The sequence below is a fragment of the Prevotella sp. P3-92 genome, assembly GCF_002251205.1.
GTDB lineage: Bacteria > Bacteroidota > Bacteroidia > Bacteroidales > Bacteroidaceae > Prevotella.
This window is the reverse complement of record NZ_NPJE01000041.1, coordinates 84420-101345: the sequence shown is the minus strand read 5'-3', so window position 1 is coordinate 101345 and position 16926 is coordinate 84420. Positions and strand designations below refer to the sequence as shown.

Below are 16926 nucleotides of genomic sequence, written 5' to 3'. Positions count from 1 at the left end.
TAACTTTGTCCTCGGTGATCATAGCGATTATTGTTTGTAAACTTTTGATTTTTTAGCACCTTAAAGTTACAACAATTTTCGCTAATCACCAAATTTTTAGACACTTATATTTCGTCGAACTCACGTTGTTTAATATTCTAGTTAAGACCTCAACTGAGAATGCGCGCGAACACCTCGCTTCTGGGGAGAATTTTATAATGGATCGCATCGGAGATGCTCGAATTTTTGGAGCAGCGAGAGCAGAGAATAAATCCAAAAATTTATTCTTTGCCGAGTCGCGACAAAAATAACCTATGGTAAATCTTAACTAGAATCTCGAAGAGAATCTTTAACTAGAATCTTTCTGTGTGATTTGCCTTTGGCTTATTCTGTCGCTCAACATAGTGAAACCGAGCTTTCACTCTGTCTTCGCTGCTCCAGAATATCTGTGCGACATTAAAAATTCCGTGTGATCCAAACTACCAGGGAAATACTAACGCTATCACCAAGAAATGGAAATCAGTGGAATCAGTAATTCCTATGATTATTTGTTGTAATGTAAAGTTGTAGGATGTATAATGTGATATTATTATAAAGTTATTGTTCTTGTGTTTGGCAAAATGATGGGGATGAGGGCTTTTGTGTGGTTTTGGGTTATGGTTTCATTTTATGGCGCCTTTTCTTGTCAAATCAGAGCTCAAGTGCACTTAACTCTACTCTCTGGCTTTACGAAAACGTGGTATTTGGCCTACTTTTGAGGCCGTGAAGGGTTGTGGTTTGGTGCTTGTGAGAGGATGTTTAGGACGGGTAGGGTGTGTTTTGGGTGGTTGTTGGGCGGTGTGGCGGCGATGTGTTTTTAGAGCCTGTGAGGGGTTTTTGTGGTGTGCAGAATGGGTGGAAAAGGCTTGATTCGCCGTGAGAATGCTTGAGTGGGGCTGTAGTGCTGCTATCTGCCTCGGCAGGAGTAGGGTGAGGGGCAGTATGCTGGTTTGTGGTTGCAGAAGGGTGTTCTGCCAGCCATGACGGTGGCAAATCGTCGAGTTGCCGATAGTTTCTCGTCGGCATCTCGATCGATATTCGTTGCTCTTTCGTTCGTTTTTTGCTTGTTCCTCGTTCGGTCCTCGATCGGTCTTCGATAGACTAACGAATAACCAACGAGAGACGAACGAGAGACGAACGAGGACCTAACGAGAAGTTAACGGAAACCGAACGAGAAGCGATCGGGAAACCGTTGTGTCTCTGTCGGGACCAGATAGCGTGTTGAATTACTTGTTTTGTAAACATAAGTAGCATTTTGGTTGTAAATTATTTGTTTGACTTTTGGTTTGAAGGTTTCTTTCTTGTTTTTGGAAATCATCCTCGGCTTGACATACAAATATACAACATGGCACCCCCGGAATGCAAGAGTTTTGGCACATTATGTATAGAGATTTAATTATATTTAACGCTAATACAGATAATTTCACTTAAAATTATTAAACGCGCACACGGATTGCACGGATGACACGGATTTTTTTTGGCATTGGTGCTTCCTAGACAGTTGTGAAATGTCACACAGAAATCAATCATCGGAAATTAGACGGAATTTATACGGATGTTTTTTTTAGTTGCCTTACGGCAAGATGTTTTGGAGTAGCGAAGACAGAGTGAGAGCGCGCTTTCACTATGCTGAGTCACGACAAAACAAACCATAGGTAAATCTTTGGTGGAAATCTTTAATGAAATATGGCCTTTGGCCAGAAATAATCATCGGATTGTTTCCGTTAAGCCATGAGCAGAATAAAGCTCGCTTTAATTATGCCATGGCGAGAAAACAAAGGCGTATGCCAATTTAAACGGATATTAGACGGAAATAAAATCTTTAAATAAAAATCTCGACTGAAAATGCGCTCTTCCTCAGGGTGTTGCCCTGGGCTAGGGAAACCATTGGGCTTTCAGCCCGTTTTTGCTTGAGTATCAAAATCTTTAGAAGAAATCCTAACTGAAAATGCGCAACAGTACGTTGCTCTGCTGGAGGGATTTATTGGGGATCGCATCGGAGATGCTCGAATTTTTGGAGCAGCGAGAGCAGAGAATAAATCCAAAAATTTATTCTTTGCCGAGTCGCGACAAAAATAACCTATGGTAAATCTAAACAAGAATCTTGAACAAAATCTTTAACTAGAATCTCTAACCATAACCTTAACCTTAACACTAACCACTAAACTATAACCTTTAACCTATAACCTCTAACCTATAACCTTTAAACTAAACACTCCGTGTGGTCCGTGGATAATAAAAGAATACACTACTGTCTGCGGCGGAATTCGGAGCAAGTGATGGCTGTGGCAATGGCGACATTCAGACTCTCTGCGCGCTCGCTACCCTGATGGAAATTGGGGATGAGGATGCGACGGGTGATGCGTTGGCGTATCGCTTCGGAGATTCCGTTTCCTTCATTTCCCATCACGATAATGCCTTCACTGGTAAGGGATTGGTCATAGATGTTGTTGCCATCGAGCAATGTGCCATAGACTGGGAATGTTTCAGGAAGGCTGTCGAGAAATTGTGGGAGGTCAGTATAGACGATGGGTAAATGGGCGATGCTTCCCATGGTGGCTTGTACTACCTTGGGATTGTAAATGTCTGCGGTGTCGGGGGAACAATAGATGCAGTCGATGCCAAACCAATCGGCTATACGGATGATGGTTCCTACGTTGCCTGGGTCCTGGACACCATCAAGTGCCAGCGAGAGATGACCTTCTGGGGCTATGGGGGCGGTGTTTGAGGGGATTTCAAGTACGGCCAACACCTCTTGCGGATGTTGCAAGAAACTGATGCGCTGGAGTTCTTCGTTGGTAACGAGTTGTGTGTCGGCGGTCATCATCGTAGTGGCGAAAATCTGACGTGCCTTGAAACCGGCACGCAGGAGGTCGCCTACTACTTTCGGACCTTCTGCAACGAAAAGTCCTTCACGACGGCGGTTCTTCTTGAGTTCGAGACTGTGAACCCATTTTATTTGGTTTTTGCTAATCATTGGTGCAAAGTTACGATGATGTGGGCGAAAAACCAAAACAAAACTGGATTTTCTCCCACATGACATGGATTATCTTGTTGGACATTCGCCTCATCCTATGATATCTTACCACAGAGTTTGGTATAGGGACAATTGGAACAGCTTTTCCCGTCGGGAGATGGCGTGAAGTCAACCTCAGGATTGAAGATCTCGTCGATCACAGTCTTTAGGTGACTATTGAAATCTTCCAGATAGGGAAGTATGTCGCTGATGGGTTCCTTACCAAAACAGAGGGTCGGGTCGTAATCGTCGGAAGCGGCATGCTGGATGAAGAGTAGGGCAGGGCTTACCGGCAACTGGTGGGGATTGACGGATCTGTCGGTCGCCACGATATTGCCATAGAGCAGCGTCTGGAGATAATAGCCACGATGCGAGTCGTTGTCGGCAAAGATATCATCCACGTCTTTTGCCATCTTCATCTGGCTTCCTCCCGTCTTGTAGTCCACCACACGGATGCGCTCTTTGGCAGTATCGCAATCAACAGCATCGAGGCGGTCTATCGTACCGCCAATCGTAGTCGTAAACTGTCGGTCGCCCATCTTCACTTGCCAGTCGCACATCACCTGTCCTTCGAGTTTATAGACCTCAAAAGGAGCCTGTCGGTAGTCTAACTTCAGCAGTTGGCGCAAGTAATGGATAATCACCTCCCGATTGATGAGTTGCAGTCCGTTGAGCGCAGCACCGGCAGGTAATTGTTTGCGAAAAGCCGTGTCAACAGCCTGGGCGACGGCCGTCTTTGACTTCAGCAGCTGCCCAATCTGCGCCTTTTCAATCCGGCATCCATGTTGCGTCATCTGTTCATAAAGGTGTTGGGCAGCATCATGGAAGATAATACCGAAAAGGCGGTCGTCAATCTGCAGTTCATCATCATCGAGTTCGTAGAGGTTGGACACATACTGATAGAAGAACTGCAACGAGCAGGAACGGTAGCTGTTGATGGCTTTCGGAGTGAGCAGCGGCCTGTTGTTATTCGGGCGTTTGACAAATCTACGGTAGAGGATCTGCATGATTTCCGGTGTCTTGCTAATCGCCTGCGGTTGCATAATGGTCGGTTCCTGTTGTGCTTTGAGATAGTGATGCTGAATGGTCTGTGGAGCTTCAACCACGAGTTGGAGCATGAAACGACTCATCTCATGGGCATTGCCATCGTCAGTACCGTTGTTATACACCAAGGTGATATCGGTGGCACGCTGCAGAAGTCTGTGGAAGTAGTAGGCATAGATCGCCGTCTTGTGTTCGACGGTGGTCAGTCCGTACACCTTTCTGAGGCTGTGGGGAATGAATGAGCTGTCGTTGACGCCTTTAGGCATATTGCCTTCGTTGCACGACAGGAGTATGATGTGGTCGAAATCGAGGTTGCGCGATTCGAGTATTCCCATGACCTGTATGCCTTCTGCCGGTTCTCCATGAAATGGAATGGATGTGGACTGTATCAACTGTCGGAGCAAGCGTTGCAGGGTGACGCTATCAATATTCAGGTCACCATCAGCAGCCAATCCCTTCATACGGTTTACTAACGTATAGGCGCGGAATATGGATTCCGATCGTAATGCCATGGCATTAGGGTCGGCGTCAGTGGTCTGACTCATGTCGGTGGCAATGGTGCGGATGATGGTGCATAGCCAATCGAGGATGGCATGGATACGGGAGTCGCTCTGCTGTTGGCAACTATCGAGCAGTTCGTCGGTAATCCATTTGTTGTAAGGATGTTGACGGATTGTCTTATAGTAAAACTTTGGCTTGTTTGAGGTTTGCCATGCCACCAATAGAGTGAGGAGTGAAGCGATGGGCGTTTGCGCCAAGGGGTAGCCCGTGGTGATATTGACCTTTCCGATATTGTCGGGAATGGAATGGATCACCATGGGCAGGAGGTTCTCGTTGCAGAGGAGGATCGCCGTGCGTTTCCCACCATTTTTCCGCTGTTCATCAGCGAGCCAATCGGCAATATAATGTGCTTGAATATTTTCTGTTGGCGCAGCAACAAAACGGATCTGTTTGTCGTTTGCAAACTGTCGATAGATCTCTTCCCGTGAGTGATCGAGTTCGTTGGGAAAGGAAGAGAGGTATTGAGAGATAAAGAATCCAGCCTCATGTCCTTTCATATAATAGTCATCGAAATCCCAATAGAATTTAGCCTTACCTTGCTGTTGCAGATGTCGGAAGAGCGCCTGCTCCACCTTGTTGAGGAGATTGAAGCCCACGAAAATATAGGTATCGTAGTTCAGGGTGATGGATCTGTTCTCCACCACATCCCGATACAACATACCCTCGTATGCCAGTTGTTGGTCAGCCAGTCTCTGCCGGAAGCGATGATAGATATCGGCGAAGTGTTGCCAGAGTTTCAGAAACCGCTGTTTAAGTTCTGAATGATCGTCATCGTTGAAATTGCTGAAAAAGCGCTTAATGACAGCACGTTGTTCGTCGGTCAGATAACTGATGTCGTCGAGTTCGTGAAGGTCACGGATATTGGCAAAGACATGATCGGCATCAGCCCTGTTTTTGTCGATATCATCGAAATCGGCAAGGAGGAGCTGTCCCCAGCCGTAGAAGTGGTCTAAGGTTTCATCAATTCCCGTCGCCTCAACAAACGTCTTATGGATATCGCTCACCAGTTTGATGGGATCGGCAACGCTCCATTCCGATTGCGACCGGAAGAGTTCGCTAATGGTGAGGTAGGCCGGACTCCAGATGGGACGGTCAGCCAATCGGGCGAGGTGCTCGTTGATGAACAACGAGGCACGCTTGTTGGGGAAAACAATTGCCGTCCGTGAGAGGTCTGTACCTTGTTTACTGATAATATCTTCTGCTACAAATTCAAGAAATGTCTTCATACCGTTTCAATTTTATTAGTATAAACATACCAGAGGAAACCCTCTACCTGTGAATGTCCCATATTCCGGATCAGATCCATGTATTCCTTGACCTGGGTTTGGTGTTCAGGTTTGGGGCGTCCAAACTTGAAATCGACCACGACAAAACGTTCGCCGTCGCTCATCACGCGGTCAGGCCGCCGTTCCACGACATGGCCGTTGTCATCGGTAGAAAGAATGGTACATTCATTATAAAGCGTCCAAGATGGCGAGAACCATGCCTTGACGCGACTGTCCTGTAAACGCTTGCGCAGCATATCTTTGAGGCGTGCGGTTGTAATCTCCTGGTCATAGATGATTCCTTCCTGTTCCAGTTGCAACAGGGCACTCTCTATATCGTCAACGGTACGAATGGTAGAGAACACATGGTGGAGCACATTACCCATCTTGATGTATGATTGGGCAGTAAGCGTCTCTTCATCGTTTTCATCAGCCACAAACTCCATGCTTTTGTTGCTCTGGCGGAACTGTGTGTTCTGTTGGAACGTCTTCATAGAAACCTCAAGAGGCGTTGGAATCTGCAGGAACACGTTGTCGCTACGCTTCTGCGTCTTCTGCGTGTGTGTTGCAGGCGTGCCGTAGGTAAAGACAACGTTCGCCTCCTCATCTTCTATGCCCTCGATGGTACTTCCGGCAAGATGATCGGCAATCTGCGGCAGCACTTTCATGATTTGGGAAGAACGCGTCTTGGCCGATTGGCGCTTTCCAATGACGAAAAGACTCTTGGAAGCTCTGGTAAAAGCGACATAGAGGATATTGAGGTTATCGACTGTCAGCTGAAGGTGTTCCTCTTCATAATCGGAAGCATAGATGCTTTCACGCATTCTCTTGCTGTAGTCAATCAAGGCAACTGGAAGTTGGTTGAAGGGTTCCACCTGTGGGTGACACCACAGCGTATCGTCCATTTCCATTTTCCAACTGCAGTAGGGGATGATGACATGGTCGTACTCCAGTCCTTTACTCTTATGGATGGTGAGAATGCGTATTCCCTCCACCTGGTCGCTCTGGATGGTCTTTTTATGTGCGTCCTGATTCCAATAGTCTATGAAGGCTTCAATACCCGTACTGTTATCCATGGCGAAATCGCTAAGGATGTCGAAAAACTTACAGACGTATGCACTTTGGCTTGTTACACGATGTAACGAGAAGATATCGTAGATCTGTTCTGCCAGTTCTAACAATGGCAACTGAACCAGATCCTCCATCCCGTTGACAAAGGGTTCGGGCAACATCTCATCGAGGTCTTTGGTGGCAAGGAGGCAGTCTCTTTGCGTCCAGCTCACATCGTCGAGAATGAGTTGATGGTAATTCTTCACCAGTTGTGCTTTGACGAGTTTGTCGTTGGGGTGGGCCAACAGCCACAAGGCATCAACAATCAGATTGACAGGTGCAGCATAGTCCAGTCTGAATGCCTCATCGCTCACCACGTTGACATCAGGCAACTCACCCGTGATATAATTGGCAATACCACCAATCACCGTATTGGTGCGCGTGAGGATGGCGATGTCCGACTGCCGTACACCCTCATCAAGCAGTTGACTGATACGGGACGTCAGGAGTTCCAGCGTATGCTGGCTATAGTCCTCGGTAGGCAGGAGCTGTATTTCCACATACCCTTGATCCGGCTTGGCGTCGGGTACTTGTTGGCAAACATCATGGTAGGCATGTTCGAGAGATGCCGCACCATTGATATCCTCCTCCGTCAAGTCGTCGTATTCCTGCTTTGCCAAGGTGGTGAAGAAGGTATTGTTGAAATCGATGATATTGCGTTGAGACCGATAATTGGTTTGCAGCGATTCCACCTGCATCATGTTGCTAGGAAACTGGCGTTCGATATCGTTGAGCAGCCGCCAGTCGCCAGACCGCCAACGGTAGATGCTCTGTTTCACATCGCCCACAATCAGGTCGTGCGACTCCCCATGGCTCATACATTCCTGTAGGAGAATTTTGAAATTCTCCCATTGTATGGTCGAGGTGTCTTGAAATTCGTCGATCATGACATGTCGCAGTTGTGCACCAATCTTCTCAAAGACGAAAGGCGTATCGGACTCGCCGATCAGTTCATGGAGCAGATGTTGTGTATCGCTCAGGAGAAAGGTGTTAGACTCTTCGTTGATCTGTTTGACGGTCTGCTCAATACTATGCAACAGGCGCAGGTTGTTGAGGTGGCCCAACGTCAGTCGTGATGAGTTGATGATTTTCCATTTACTCTCACGGTTCTCTATGACGAAACGGAGAAGAGGAATCAGCTTGGACTCGGCAAGGGCGATAATCTCTTGGCGTCGCGGGTGTTTCTTAGAAGCCCAGTTGTCGGCACTCTCCAAGCATGCCAAGGCACGTTTGCCGATGATGTCCTCCTCGTATTTACCATTACCGATGCTGACAAACAAACCAGCTACGCCCGATTTTCCATAGGGGAGATCAGCCATGGTGAGGTTGTTGTCTTCAAGGGTTTCGAAAAACGATTCACTGGTTTGCCTGAAACATTTTTCAGCATCTTGCGCAACGTCGCGCAACTGTTTGACGTATGATTCTATAAACCCATCGCGCTGCATCACTTCTTCAAGGATTTCACGGTGCGTCTTGTAGTCGTCGTGGAAGATGGTACATCCGAAATACTTGATATCATGGAGTAGTGTATTGTTGCGCGTGTCGCTATTGGTCCATCCTTTGTCGTCTTTGATATTTTCCATGATATAGCCCAAGAGCCATTGCAGCATAGGGTCGCTGCTCTTGAGGTTTTCCAACATCATATCTACCGCGAGCGATTCCACCTGAACACCATTGATTCCCACCTGCAGATTGGCAGTAAGGTTCAGTTCGCGTGCAAGGTTGCGCAACACACTTTGGAAAAAGGCATCAATGGTCTGTACGCGAAACTGATGATAGTTATGGATGAGCAGATGCAAGGCAATGCCAGCACGTTGTCTGACGACAGCAGCATCAAGACCAGTTTCTGCCTCCACCTTTGCAGCATAGCTTTGCGAGTCGGGCAGTTCATTCCAAATGCCATAGAGTTGGCTGAGAATACGTTGTTTCATCTCTTCCGTAGCCTTATTGGTAAAGGTCACGGCAAGAATCTGATGATAGTTCTGCGGATTAGCCACCAGCAGTTTGATGTATTCGGTGGCAAGTGTAAAGGTCTTACCACTTCCGGCACTCGCCTTATAGACGGTCAGCGGACGAATAGGGGATGTTGGATTTGTTACCATTTTCTGAAAAGTTCAAAGGTGAATTTACAACCAATTTCCTGATATTGCGTCTTGAGGAAACTGGCAAAGAGTCCGATGGACACGAAACGCGTGGTGAAGCCGTAGCCGATCTCGGTATAGGGCCGTGTGTGTTCTATCGACAAGGTGCTGAGGTAGATACGCTCGGTTTCTATGTAACGGCCTATCCATGGCATCCAAGACAGCATCAGTAACGGCGATTCATAGGATACATGACCACGAAGATAATAATCCGAGGCATTATACCAGTTACGTGACAACAACTGAAACTGTCCAGTCCAATCGTCATCCCAACCGTTGGGCAAGTTCTCATCTCTGAAATTGGCATAATCCACGAAATAACTTGTCTTCTGGTTGGTATAGAAGCCTCCTCCAAATCTTACATTAAGAAGGCGCATGCAGTCCATTCGCTTCTGGTAGGTCGCATCAAACTCCCACCGTTCGTATTCCAGGTTAGACCGTAGTACATTACGGATGCTGCGCTCGTAATTGGCTGTGAGGATGGGACCTTTCTTCCAGGGCGTGAACTGTAACGTCAGCAAAGGAGAGAAACTTCGATACGTCACAGGATGTCCAGCCTCTTGCATCATTTTCTTGTTGACCGCAGTACGTTGGTGGTAAATCAAACCGGCCGTCACCTCAAACCAGTCTGTTATACCTATATTATTGACCATCTTGAGGTTGTTGTCGTTGAAATATTGCAGCTCGCCCAGCTGTTCGTCAGTAGCCGCCTGCGATCTGTTGTTGATCTTATCAATAACGCTGGAGTTGATGATTCTATTACCGTTAGCCCATATCACCTCTGCATATCCATCTCTTTTCGGATTGTACGTCATGCGGAGTGGGGCAGTAAAGTAGAACTGCTTGATTTTGAAATTATAACCCAGGCGTGGTGTGAAAGTGAGGTATCGATGAGCATTCCAAGCGTATTGCATGCTGATTTTCATTTTATACGCCAAACCCCGACTCTGACTATAGCTCAAATACAACGGGTTGAAGAGAGGCGACGCCTTGATACTTGCACCTCCAGCATTCAGGCTCATGCTGCTGATGAGTTGATCGCCAATCACATCAACAGCCCATTCCTTCCATTTGCTGCGCTTGATAGTATCTTGACCTATACTGTCTGTTTTCGACCTCATCGAATGGTAATGGGCGTAGATCTCATTCTCCAGTTTACCAAGCGGTGTGGTGCGCAAGGTGTCCATCATCTTTCTGTCAGCCTGAATGTGGATGGTGTCAGCTACCTCCTTTGGAGCATTGTAGGTTGCTATGAAGCGAGCATCAATACTATTGCCAATAAATCCCAGATGTGCCTCGGTAGAGCACCATTGAGGTAAGCGTAATTCCCGTTCATCGGTGTTGGGAATCACCTGCACGCGGAAAGCAATCATATCGTATTCGCCTTTGAAAGAGGCTAGATGGATCCGTCCTGTTCGTTGATCTACAATGGCATTACCTGTAACCAATTGTGTATTGTTCAGACGGGGGCGGAAGTCGATACGAAACATGTTATTAGAAACATGATGTGTTGTAAAGCGGTAGAAATGTCTGTTGCTGCGATGAAATGGCGACAAAAGACGCTGGTCGTAGATGGTCTTGCCATAAAGGTCTGGGGTGAGATATTCCAAGGTGGTGGGCATCACGCTCCGATTGCGAGGGATAGTACCACTCACCACCTGTCGCTTCATCTTGAAATGGCCGTCCTTGTCAATATTCAGTTTGCCATACACTTCTCCGATGTACCTCCGTTCTCCCTTCGCTACAACATACATGCTTGGCACAAGAAACAGAATAGGGTTGCGGCGTCTGGCATCTATCACATACCGCATATATGAGTTTGAAGTGGAATCGGAATAAAACACGGGTAATTTTCGCCCATACTCCCATACACGCTGAATTAATAACGAGTCTGTTGGCTGACTCGCATAAACAAAGATGCTGGACATGAAAATCATCATGCCCAGCATCATTATTCTGGTGGATGGGTGTTTCATGCCTCAAAATTACGGAAAAATTCCAAGGCAGCCAAACTTTATCCCAAATATTTCATCAATATCTTAGCGTTGCCCGATTCGCGCAACTTGGTGATGCTCTTTTCGCGAATCTGACGGACACGCTCGCGAGTGAGTCCCAACTGGTCGCCGATTTCCTCAAGACCCTTTTCGTGGCAACCAATTCCGAAGCATTGGCTGATAATGGTAATCTCACGATCTTTCAGCACTTTCTTCAATACGGCATTGAGCTCCTGAGCCATTGACTCGTGATCTACATGACGGTCGGTACGTGAATCATCACCACCTGCCATAACGTCAAGCATACAGTTGTCTTCACCCTCTTGGAATGGGGCGTCAATACTAACATGGTGACCATCAGCCATCAAACTCTGACCAATCTTCTCTTCGTCGAGATTGGTAGCGTCGCTCAACTCAGCAACAGAAGGATGGCGCTGATGTTCCTGTTCGAATTTGTTGATCTCGTGGGTAATCTTGTTCAGACTTCCAACCTGGTTCAGAGGCAAACGCACGATACGGCTTTGCTCTGCAATAGCCTGAAGAATAGACTGGCGAATCCACCATACTGCATAGGAAATGAATTTAAAGCCGCGTGTCTCATCAAATTTCTGAGCAGCCTTAATCAATCCAATGTTTCCTTCGTCAATCAAATCAGTCAAGGTCAGACCCTGGTGCTGGTATTGTTTGGCCACGGAAACCACGAAACGCAGATTGGCTGTGACAAGTTTGTCTTTTGCACGCTCACCCTCAGGACCACCTTTGCGGATCTTTTGTGCAAGTTCGATTTCTTCGTCAACACTAATCAGCGGGGCACGTCCGATTTCTACAAGATACTTATCAAGTGCTTCACTCGAACGATTCGTGATACTTTTCTGAATTTTAAGCTGTCTCATCCTTTTTAAATCTTCTTCTTTTTTAACTTAACCTCTTGAAAATCAATAAAGTACATAAAATGTACTCAAAAATCTCTGCAAATTTACTAAAAAAATCAATACGCTGCACGTTTTTAACAACTTTTTTATATTAAAAAATATTAAAGTATGATCTTCGACCAGTATGCACTTGGAGGATACAAGAAATCTTACCATATTGTCTGTGTGCGCCGTAGATATTGATTGACCTGTTAGCGACAAGAAACTATTATTGTTTCTTCTCCTTTTTTTCCTTTTTTGCCTTTGTCGCCTTTTTCTTTCTGATGCCGAACAAATCGCGCAGGTTACTAAAATCTTTCTTGATGATCAGGCCGAGTCCCTGGGTGTTAAGACTTGATTTTGTGAAATAGCGGTCATTGGTCTGATTATACACTTTCAAGGCAAGGTTTCCGTTGGGCACCAACAGATAGCGCACATCAAAGTCACCAATAAATGTTGTGTTGGCGGTATTGGCTTTGTCACGGTAACCAAATTGTCCGTTGAGGAGTAATCGGTTGTTGAACATCCTACCGCTGACAATACCCTCGTATTCCGCATTGTTCCATCCTTCGTCGCCCGTGGAAATATTAGCGCCAAAACTCCAATCGTTACTTTTGATGACTGATTTAAGCAAGGTGTTGATTTGACTGCTCAGCGTACCCGACAACAAACCTTGCATGGCCAGCGACGTTTGGTTTTGTTGTGTTTCCCCCGCTTCCGCATTATTCGCACCCTGTGGGTAGAATCGACCGAAGCCAAGGAGGTAGAGCACCTGTTGGTTCATTTCTTCTTGTCCGTTAATAATCGATCGAACCATCTGTTTTTCGTCTGTATTGACATTCGGCATGTCAAGATCGAAATCCACTATGGGGTTTGACGGTTGTCCCGTGATATTCATCAGGCAGTTGACTTTAACCGTATTCGAGAAACTCTTGCCGACGTTGAGGTCGCTCAACGATACGCCATTTACTGCATGCAAGGCCTGTAGGTTCAGCGTAGCTTCATAAGGGTCACCTGCAAAGACGATAGTACCTCCGGGTTGGAAGGTAAAGTCTTTCTTGATAATTTCCTGTATGGTCACACCGTAGGTTCCATGTTCAACATGGTATGTTCCAAACATCTGAAAACCGCCTTTGTTAAACCATGTGGCACGCAGGATGCCGTTTCCGTTGAGCGTGATATAATCGTTTGTCTGGTTATCCATCAGCAAGCGTAGTGTAGCATTCGGCGTACAGTTGATAAGGAAGTTGATGCGCATATCAGAACGGTCCTCCAACGGATTGTCTGTCGTGACTTCCTGGGATGTTTGGTTGAGTTTTGTGTCATTATCTCGATGTGTCACCCAACTGATAAACTCCTGATTGCCGATGGCATCGGGTTGCGCTACATTATAGGTAAAAGACGAACCCTTTTCCGGCGTGATATTCAGGTCGATGGTCGTTTCATTGGGACGTCCGTGAATACCCACGCGACCAGTACCATAGACTGTACCATAGAACGTGTCGTCTCTGAAGTCGTTGAAATCATAAGCCAAGAGATGGTTGGCATCGACATAGAGGTCGTAGGTGAGGTTGGTGAGGTGCTTGTGGTGTATGCCACCCGTCATCAGTCCTCTTTGGTTGTTTTTGTCATAGATGTAGCATGAAGCAAAGGAAATTTCGTCAGGGACAAGATTAATCGTATCGTTTTTAAGATAATACGTACATCCTGTCGGTTTCACATGTGCTTCACCATTGACAACCAGTTGACCTTCTATGTTAATAGTACTCAGCGGTCCAAACAGTCGTACGGCGCCCAGAGCCGATCCGTCGATGTGAGAGATGAAGCTCTTAGTGAACGAATGCATAAATTCTATTCTGGTGTTCTCCGCCCTGATGCCGAGGTCTATAAAACTCTTCACAGGAGAAACATAACCTTCAATATAGGTTTTAGAGTCGCGACCATTTGAGATCTGTCCGTCATCGGCAATGGCATGAATATCGATTTGCTGGTCTTGTTCGTTCCATACTACATTGGCATTTAGCGTACCCATGCGACCATGTTCAAACTCAAAACCGTCAACGGCCAGTTGTGCCGATGCTTTAGGTTTTTTGCTGAAGATGGCATGAGCCAAAACCTGTCCTGTAGCATGACCATTGAAATCTACGGCATGGAAATTCACCAGTTCGAGGATGTATTCTATGTCAATGTCGTTGAGGTTCACCACAATACCGTCATCCTCTGAGGGTGAAGCTGTTCCGTCGATGACGAGGTGTTGGCTATCGTGTTTGATCGTGAAATTCTTAATGCTAACATGCTTAGGAGCATAGTATATCGAGCTCGGTTCAACATTCCACCATGTATTATGTATGTTGATGCGCGATGGATTGATCTGAACATTGGCCGCATGTTGCCCGTTTTCCATCTTATGGAAGATTGTTGTGGCATTAAGCGTTCCTTCCATATTTTTTTCAACCTTATGATTGTTCCAATGGAGGGAGGTGTTCAACTGATTATGGTGTGCATCGGCTTGGAGTTTAAGATCGATGCGGTCGTCATTATCCATCATCTTTGCCACACCCAACTGACAGACTAAAGTATCGCCAGGCGTATGGATATTGGCATAGGCGTCACGGTAGCAATTGCCGTTAAAGTAAAATTCAGCAGCGCTTCCTTTCAGGTTGATAGTGTGCGTGTTATCATTCACAAAACCATCTATCGTGACAGGTTTGCGGATAGCCATAGGCACCTTCAGCAAGCGTTGCAACCAGTCGCCTCTTGTGATGTGCAGATGAACCGAGAAATCATTATTGGCAGCTGATTGCCGTTTATTCTTATACGCTGTTGTATTGCCATTTGACTGACTGTAATCAAACTTGGTTCCCTGACCATTTGTGGGCAAGCCGGGAAGGGTAGGCAGTTGGTTGGCGAGGAAATCGGTAAAGCTCTTTGTCAGGGTCTTATAGTCAAACTTTCCCATGATTTCAGCCTGTGCGAAGTCGCTACGGAGGCGCATGAAATGGGTGTCGCCTTCATATCCTGTCATGATATGCAACTGATCAAACTCATAACTGTCTGTTGACGACAACATCGAGAAATTGTCAATTTTCACCGAACCCGTTGAATTGTCTATCCTACTGCCTCTGATGTCAGATGATATATCGGCAAAGAATCTGGCGTCACCCCATTTGTCGGAGAGGTTGATGGCTTTAGGAGAGAAGTTGAGTATCGATGCTTTGATCTGAATGTTTCGTTCGTTATGGTTCATCTGACACAGTCCAGAGATGTCCAGTCCGATATTAGGATCGTCGATAGAGAGGTTTCCGCCAACTTCTTTACTGTCGTAACGTGCGTCAATCTTGATATTGCGAAATGGGTATTCGTTATAGATAAACTGCCCTATATTTCCCTTGGCTTGTACCAGAAAATGTTGACGGTCCAGCGAACCATTCACGGCAATATCTGCTGATACTTGTCCGAAATGAGCATCGTTGAGCAGCTGTTGCAGATTGATGCTCTCTGTTTTGATGTCTGCATGGAAGGATTGGTCAGCTTCTTTGTCGAAATTCAGTTTCAGACTTCCCACATCCGTACGGATTTGTTGTTGTACTTTGATGACATCCAACGCTGTACCTGTTGCAAGACCATGCATTTGTATATCCCCCATTCTTACCAGAGGGGCGGGTGGGGTAAAGCGTGTGCCTTTCAGGTTTTCTGATATAAAACCAATGGTTTGAGCCGACAACGATAGATTGTTGACATGCGCAAGCCATTGGGGTTTTTCTGTAATATTCTTTACCCATCCGTTGCAATCGATGTCAATATCTCCCGATGTGGATTCTACCAAGAGCTGTTCAATGTCTAAGTCATCCTTCTCGCCTTTGAATTTCGACCTAAACGAGATGGTGCCTGTGAACTGCTTGAGGGAAGGTACAAAAGCACTCAGGTCACTTAGCGCGATATGTGATGGTTTTATTTCACCATGATACCTTAACGCTTCCAAATCTATCTTTTTGCCTTTTATACGGTAGTCGGCTTCCATTTCTCCCAAAGCCAACTGGGTGTCAGGCAGTTTTAAGTCAAGACTTTTGAGCTTGCAACGGTTACGTCCACATTCCAATTGAAATGCCAGTCGCTTAACATCCAGTCCGCCCTGTTCTTTCATGGAAATGTTTTTGGCAATGACATTCAGCGAGTCGTTTGTGAGCGTTTTAATTAGAATATGTGAACTGAGGTCCGTCACTTTGATATGATTCACATCAAACTGCCCGTATCTTCTTGCTATCCAGTTTTTATCGTAGCTGACGGAAGTACGTCGCATGATGAGCGAGCCCAACCTTAAATCGAGTTTACTATCACTTTTCGATTCTTTGGAAGCAAGTGAGTCGAGCACAAACTGGAAATTGGGTTTGTCTTCAGGTCTGTTTTGGTAGAGACTGATTTTTCCTCCGAAAATCTGTGCGGTTGAAATATCAATCTTTCCCGATGTAATGAGGGAGATGAGGTTGATTCTCACGCTCATGCGATTGGCGACTAATAGCTGTTTTCCCGACTGGTCATCCATAGAGATTTTATCGACAACGAGTCTGTTAAGCCATCCGGGATTGACACTACCGATCTTGACATTTGTTCCCAACTTATCGCCTATGGCAACAGCAATTCTCTCTCCAGTATATTGTTGTATGCTGGGGATGGAGAACGTAAGGATTGTCAGCAGATAGACAGCAATGACCGCCCATATCGTGATTTTAAGGATATATTTCAGTATCTTCACTGGCAATATGTTCTTACTACTGGTCAAAAACTGACAAATAGAGATTGCAAAATGTTTTCATTTAACATGTTTGAGCCACAAAATTACATTAAAAAGTTGTGAATATTAAATAT

General features: G+C 46.0%; 7 protein-coding genes. All 7 read right to left on the bottom strand.

The window, feature by feature from the left end:
- Positions 1-777: 777 nt before the first annotated feature.
- A complete protein-coding gene (locus CIK93_RS13445; protein WP_144269534.1) occupies positions 778-1044 on the bottom strand; it encodes a hypothetical protein in 267 nt (88 codons plus the stop codon).
- A 1222-nt stretch (positions 1045-2266) separates the two neighbouring features.
- The gene (locus CIK93_RS06940) at positions 2267-2995 is read right to left on the bottom strand and encodes an RNA methyltransferase (protein ID WP_094446976.1); all 729 of its coding nucleotides are present in this window, start codon (positions 2993-2995) and stop codon (positions 2267-2269) included.
- 95 nt (positions 2996-3090) lie between these two features.
- The gene (locus CIK93_RS06935) at positions 3091-5865 is read right to left on the bottom strand and encodes a PD-(D/E)XK nuclease family protein (protein ID WP_094446975.1); all 2775 of its coding nucleotides are present in this window, start codon (positions 5863-5865) and stop codon (positions 3091-3093) included.
- Positions 5862-9116 carry an exodeoxyribonuclease V subunit beta gene (locus tag CIK93_RS06930; protein WP_094446974.1) on the bottom strand — a complete coding sequence of 1085 codons (3255 nt, stop codon included), beginning with the start codon at positions 9114-9116 and terminating at the stop codon, positions 5862-5864. The genes CIK93_RS06935 and CIK93_RS06930 overlap by 4 nt, the downstream gene beginning before the upstream one ends.
- Positions 9110-11131: a DUF5686 family protein gene (locus CIK93_RS06925; protein WP_144007640.1), complete on the bottom strand. Its 2022-nt coding sequence runs from the start codon at positions 11129-11131 to the stop codon at positions 9110-9112. Before CIK93_RS06925 ends, CIK93_RS06930 begins: the two co-directional genes overlap by 7 nt.
- A gap of 38 nt (positions 11132-11169) precedes the next feature.
- Positions 11170-12042 (bottom strand): RNA polymerase sigma factor RpoD/SigA, encoded by an 873-nt coding sequence (locus CIK93_RS06920; protein WP_094390217.1) that lies wholly within the window; start codon positions 12040-12042, stop codon positions 11170-11172.
- Between the two features lie 247 nt (positions 12043-12289).
- Positions 12290-16813 carry a translocation/assembly module TamB domain-containing protein gene (locus CIK93_RS06915; protein WP_144007633.1) on the bottom strand — a complete coding sequence of 1508 codons (4524 nt, stop codon included), beginning with the start codon at positions 16811-16813 and terminating at the stop codon, positions 12290-12292.
- Between the last annotated feature and the right edge of the window lie 113 nt (positions 16814-16926).

Bases quoted from the DNA above. Each gene is read 5' to 3' on its own strand.
- CIK93_RS13445 (WP_144269534.1), bottom strand. From the start codon at position 1,044: ATGCCGACGAGAAACTATCGGCAACTCGACGATTTGCCACCGTCATGG.
- CIK93_RS06940 (WP_094446976.1), bottom strand. From the start codon at position 2,995: ATGATTAGCAAAAACCAAATAAAATGGGTTCACAGTCTCGAACTCAAG.
- CIK93_RS06935 (WP_094446975.1), bottom strand. From the start codon at position 5,865: ATGAAGACATTTCTTGAATTTGTAGCAGAAGATATTATCAGTAAACAA.
- CIK93_RS06930 (WP_094446974.1), bottom strand. From the start codon at position 9,116: ATGGTAACAAATCCAACATCCCCTATTCGTCCGCTGACCGTCTATAAG.
- CIK93_RS06925 (WP_144007640.1), bottom strand. From the start codon at position 11,131: ATGAAACACCCATCCACCAGAATAATGATGCTGGGCATGATGATTTTC.
- CIK93_RS06920 (WP_094390217.1), bottom strand. From the start codon at position 12,042: ATGAGACAGCTTAAAATTCAGAAAAGTATCACGAATCGTTCGAGTGAA.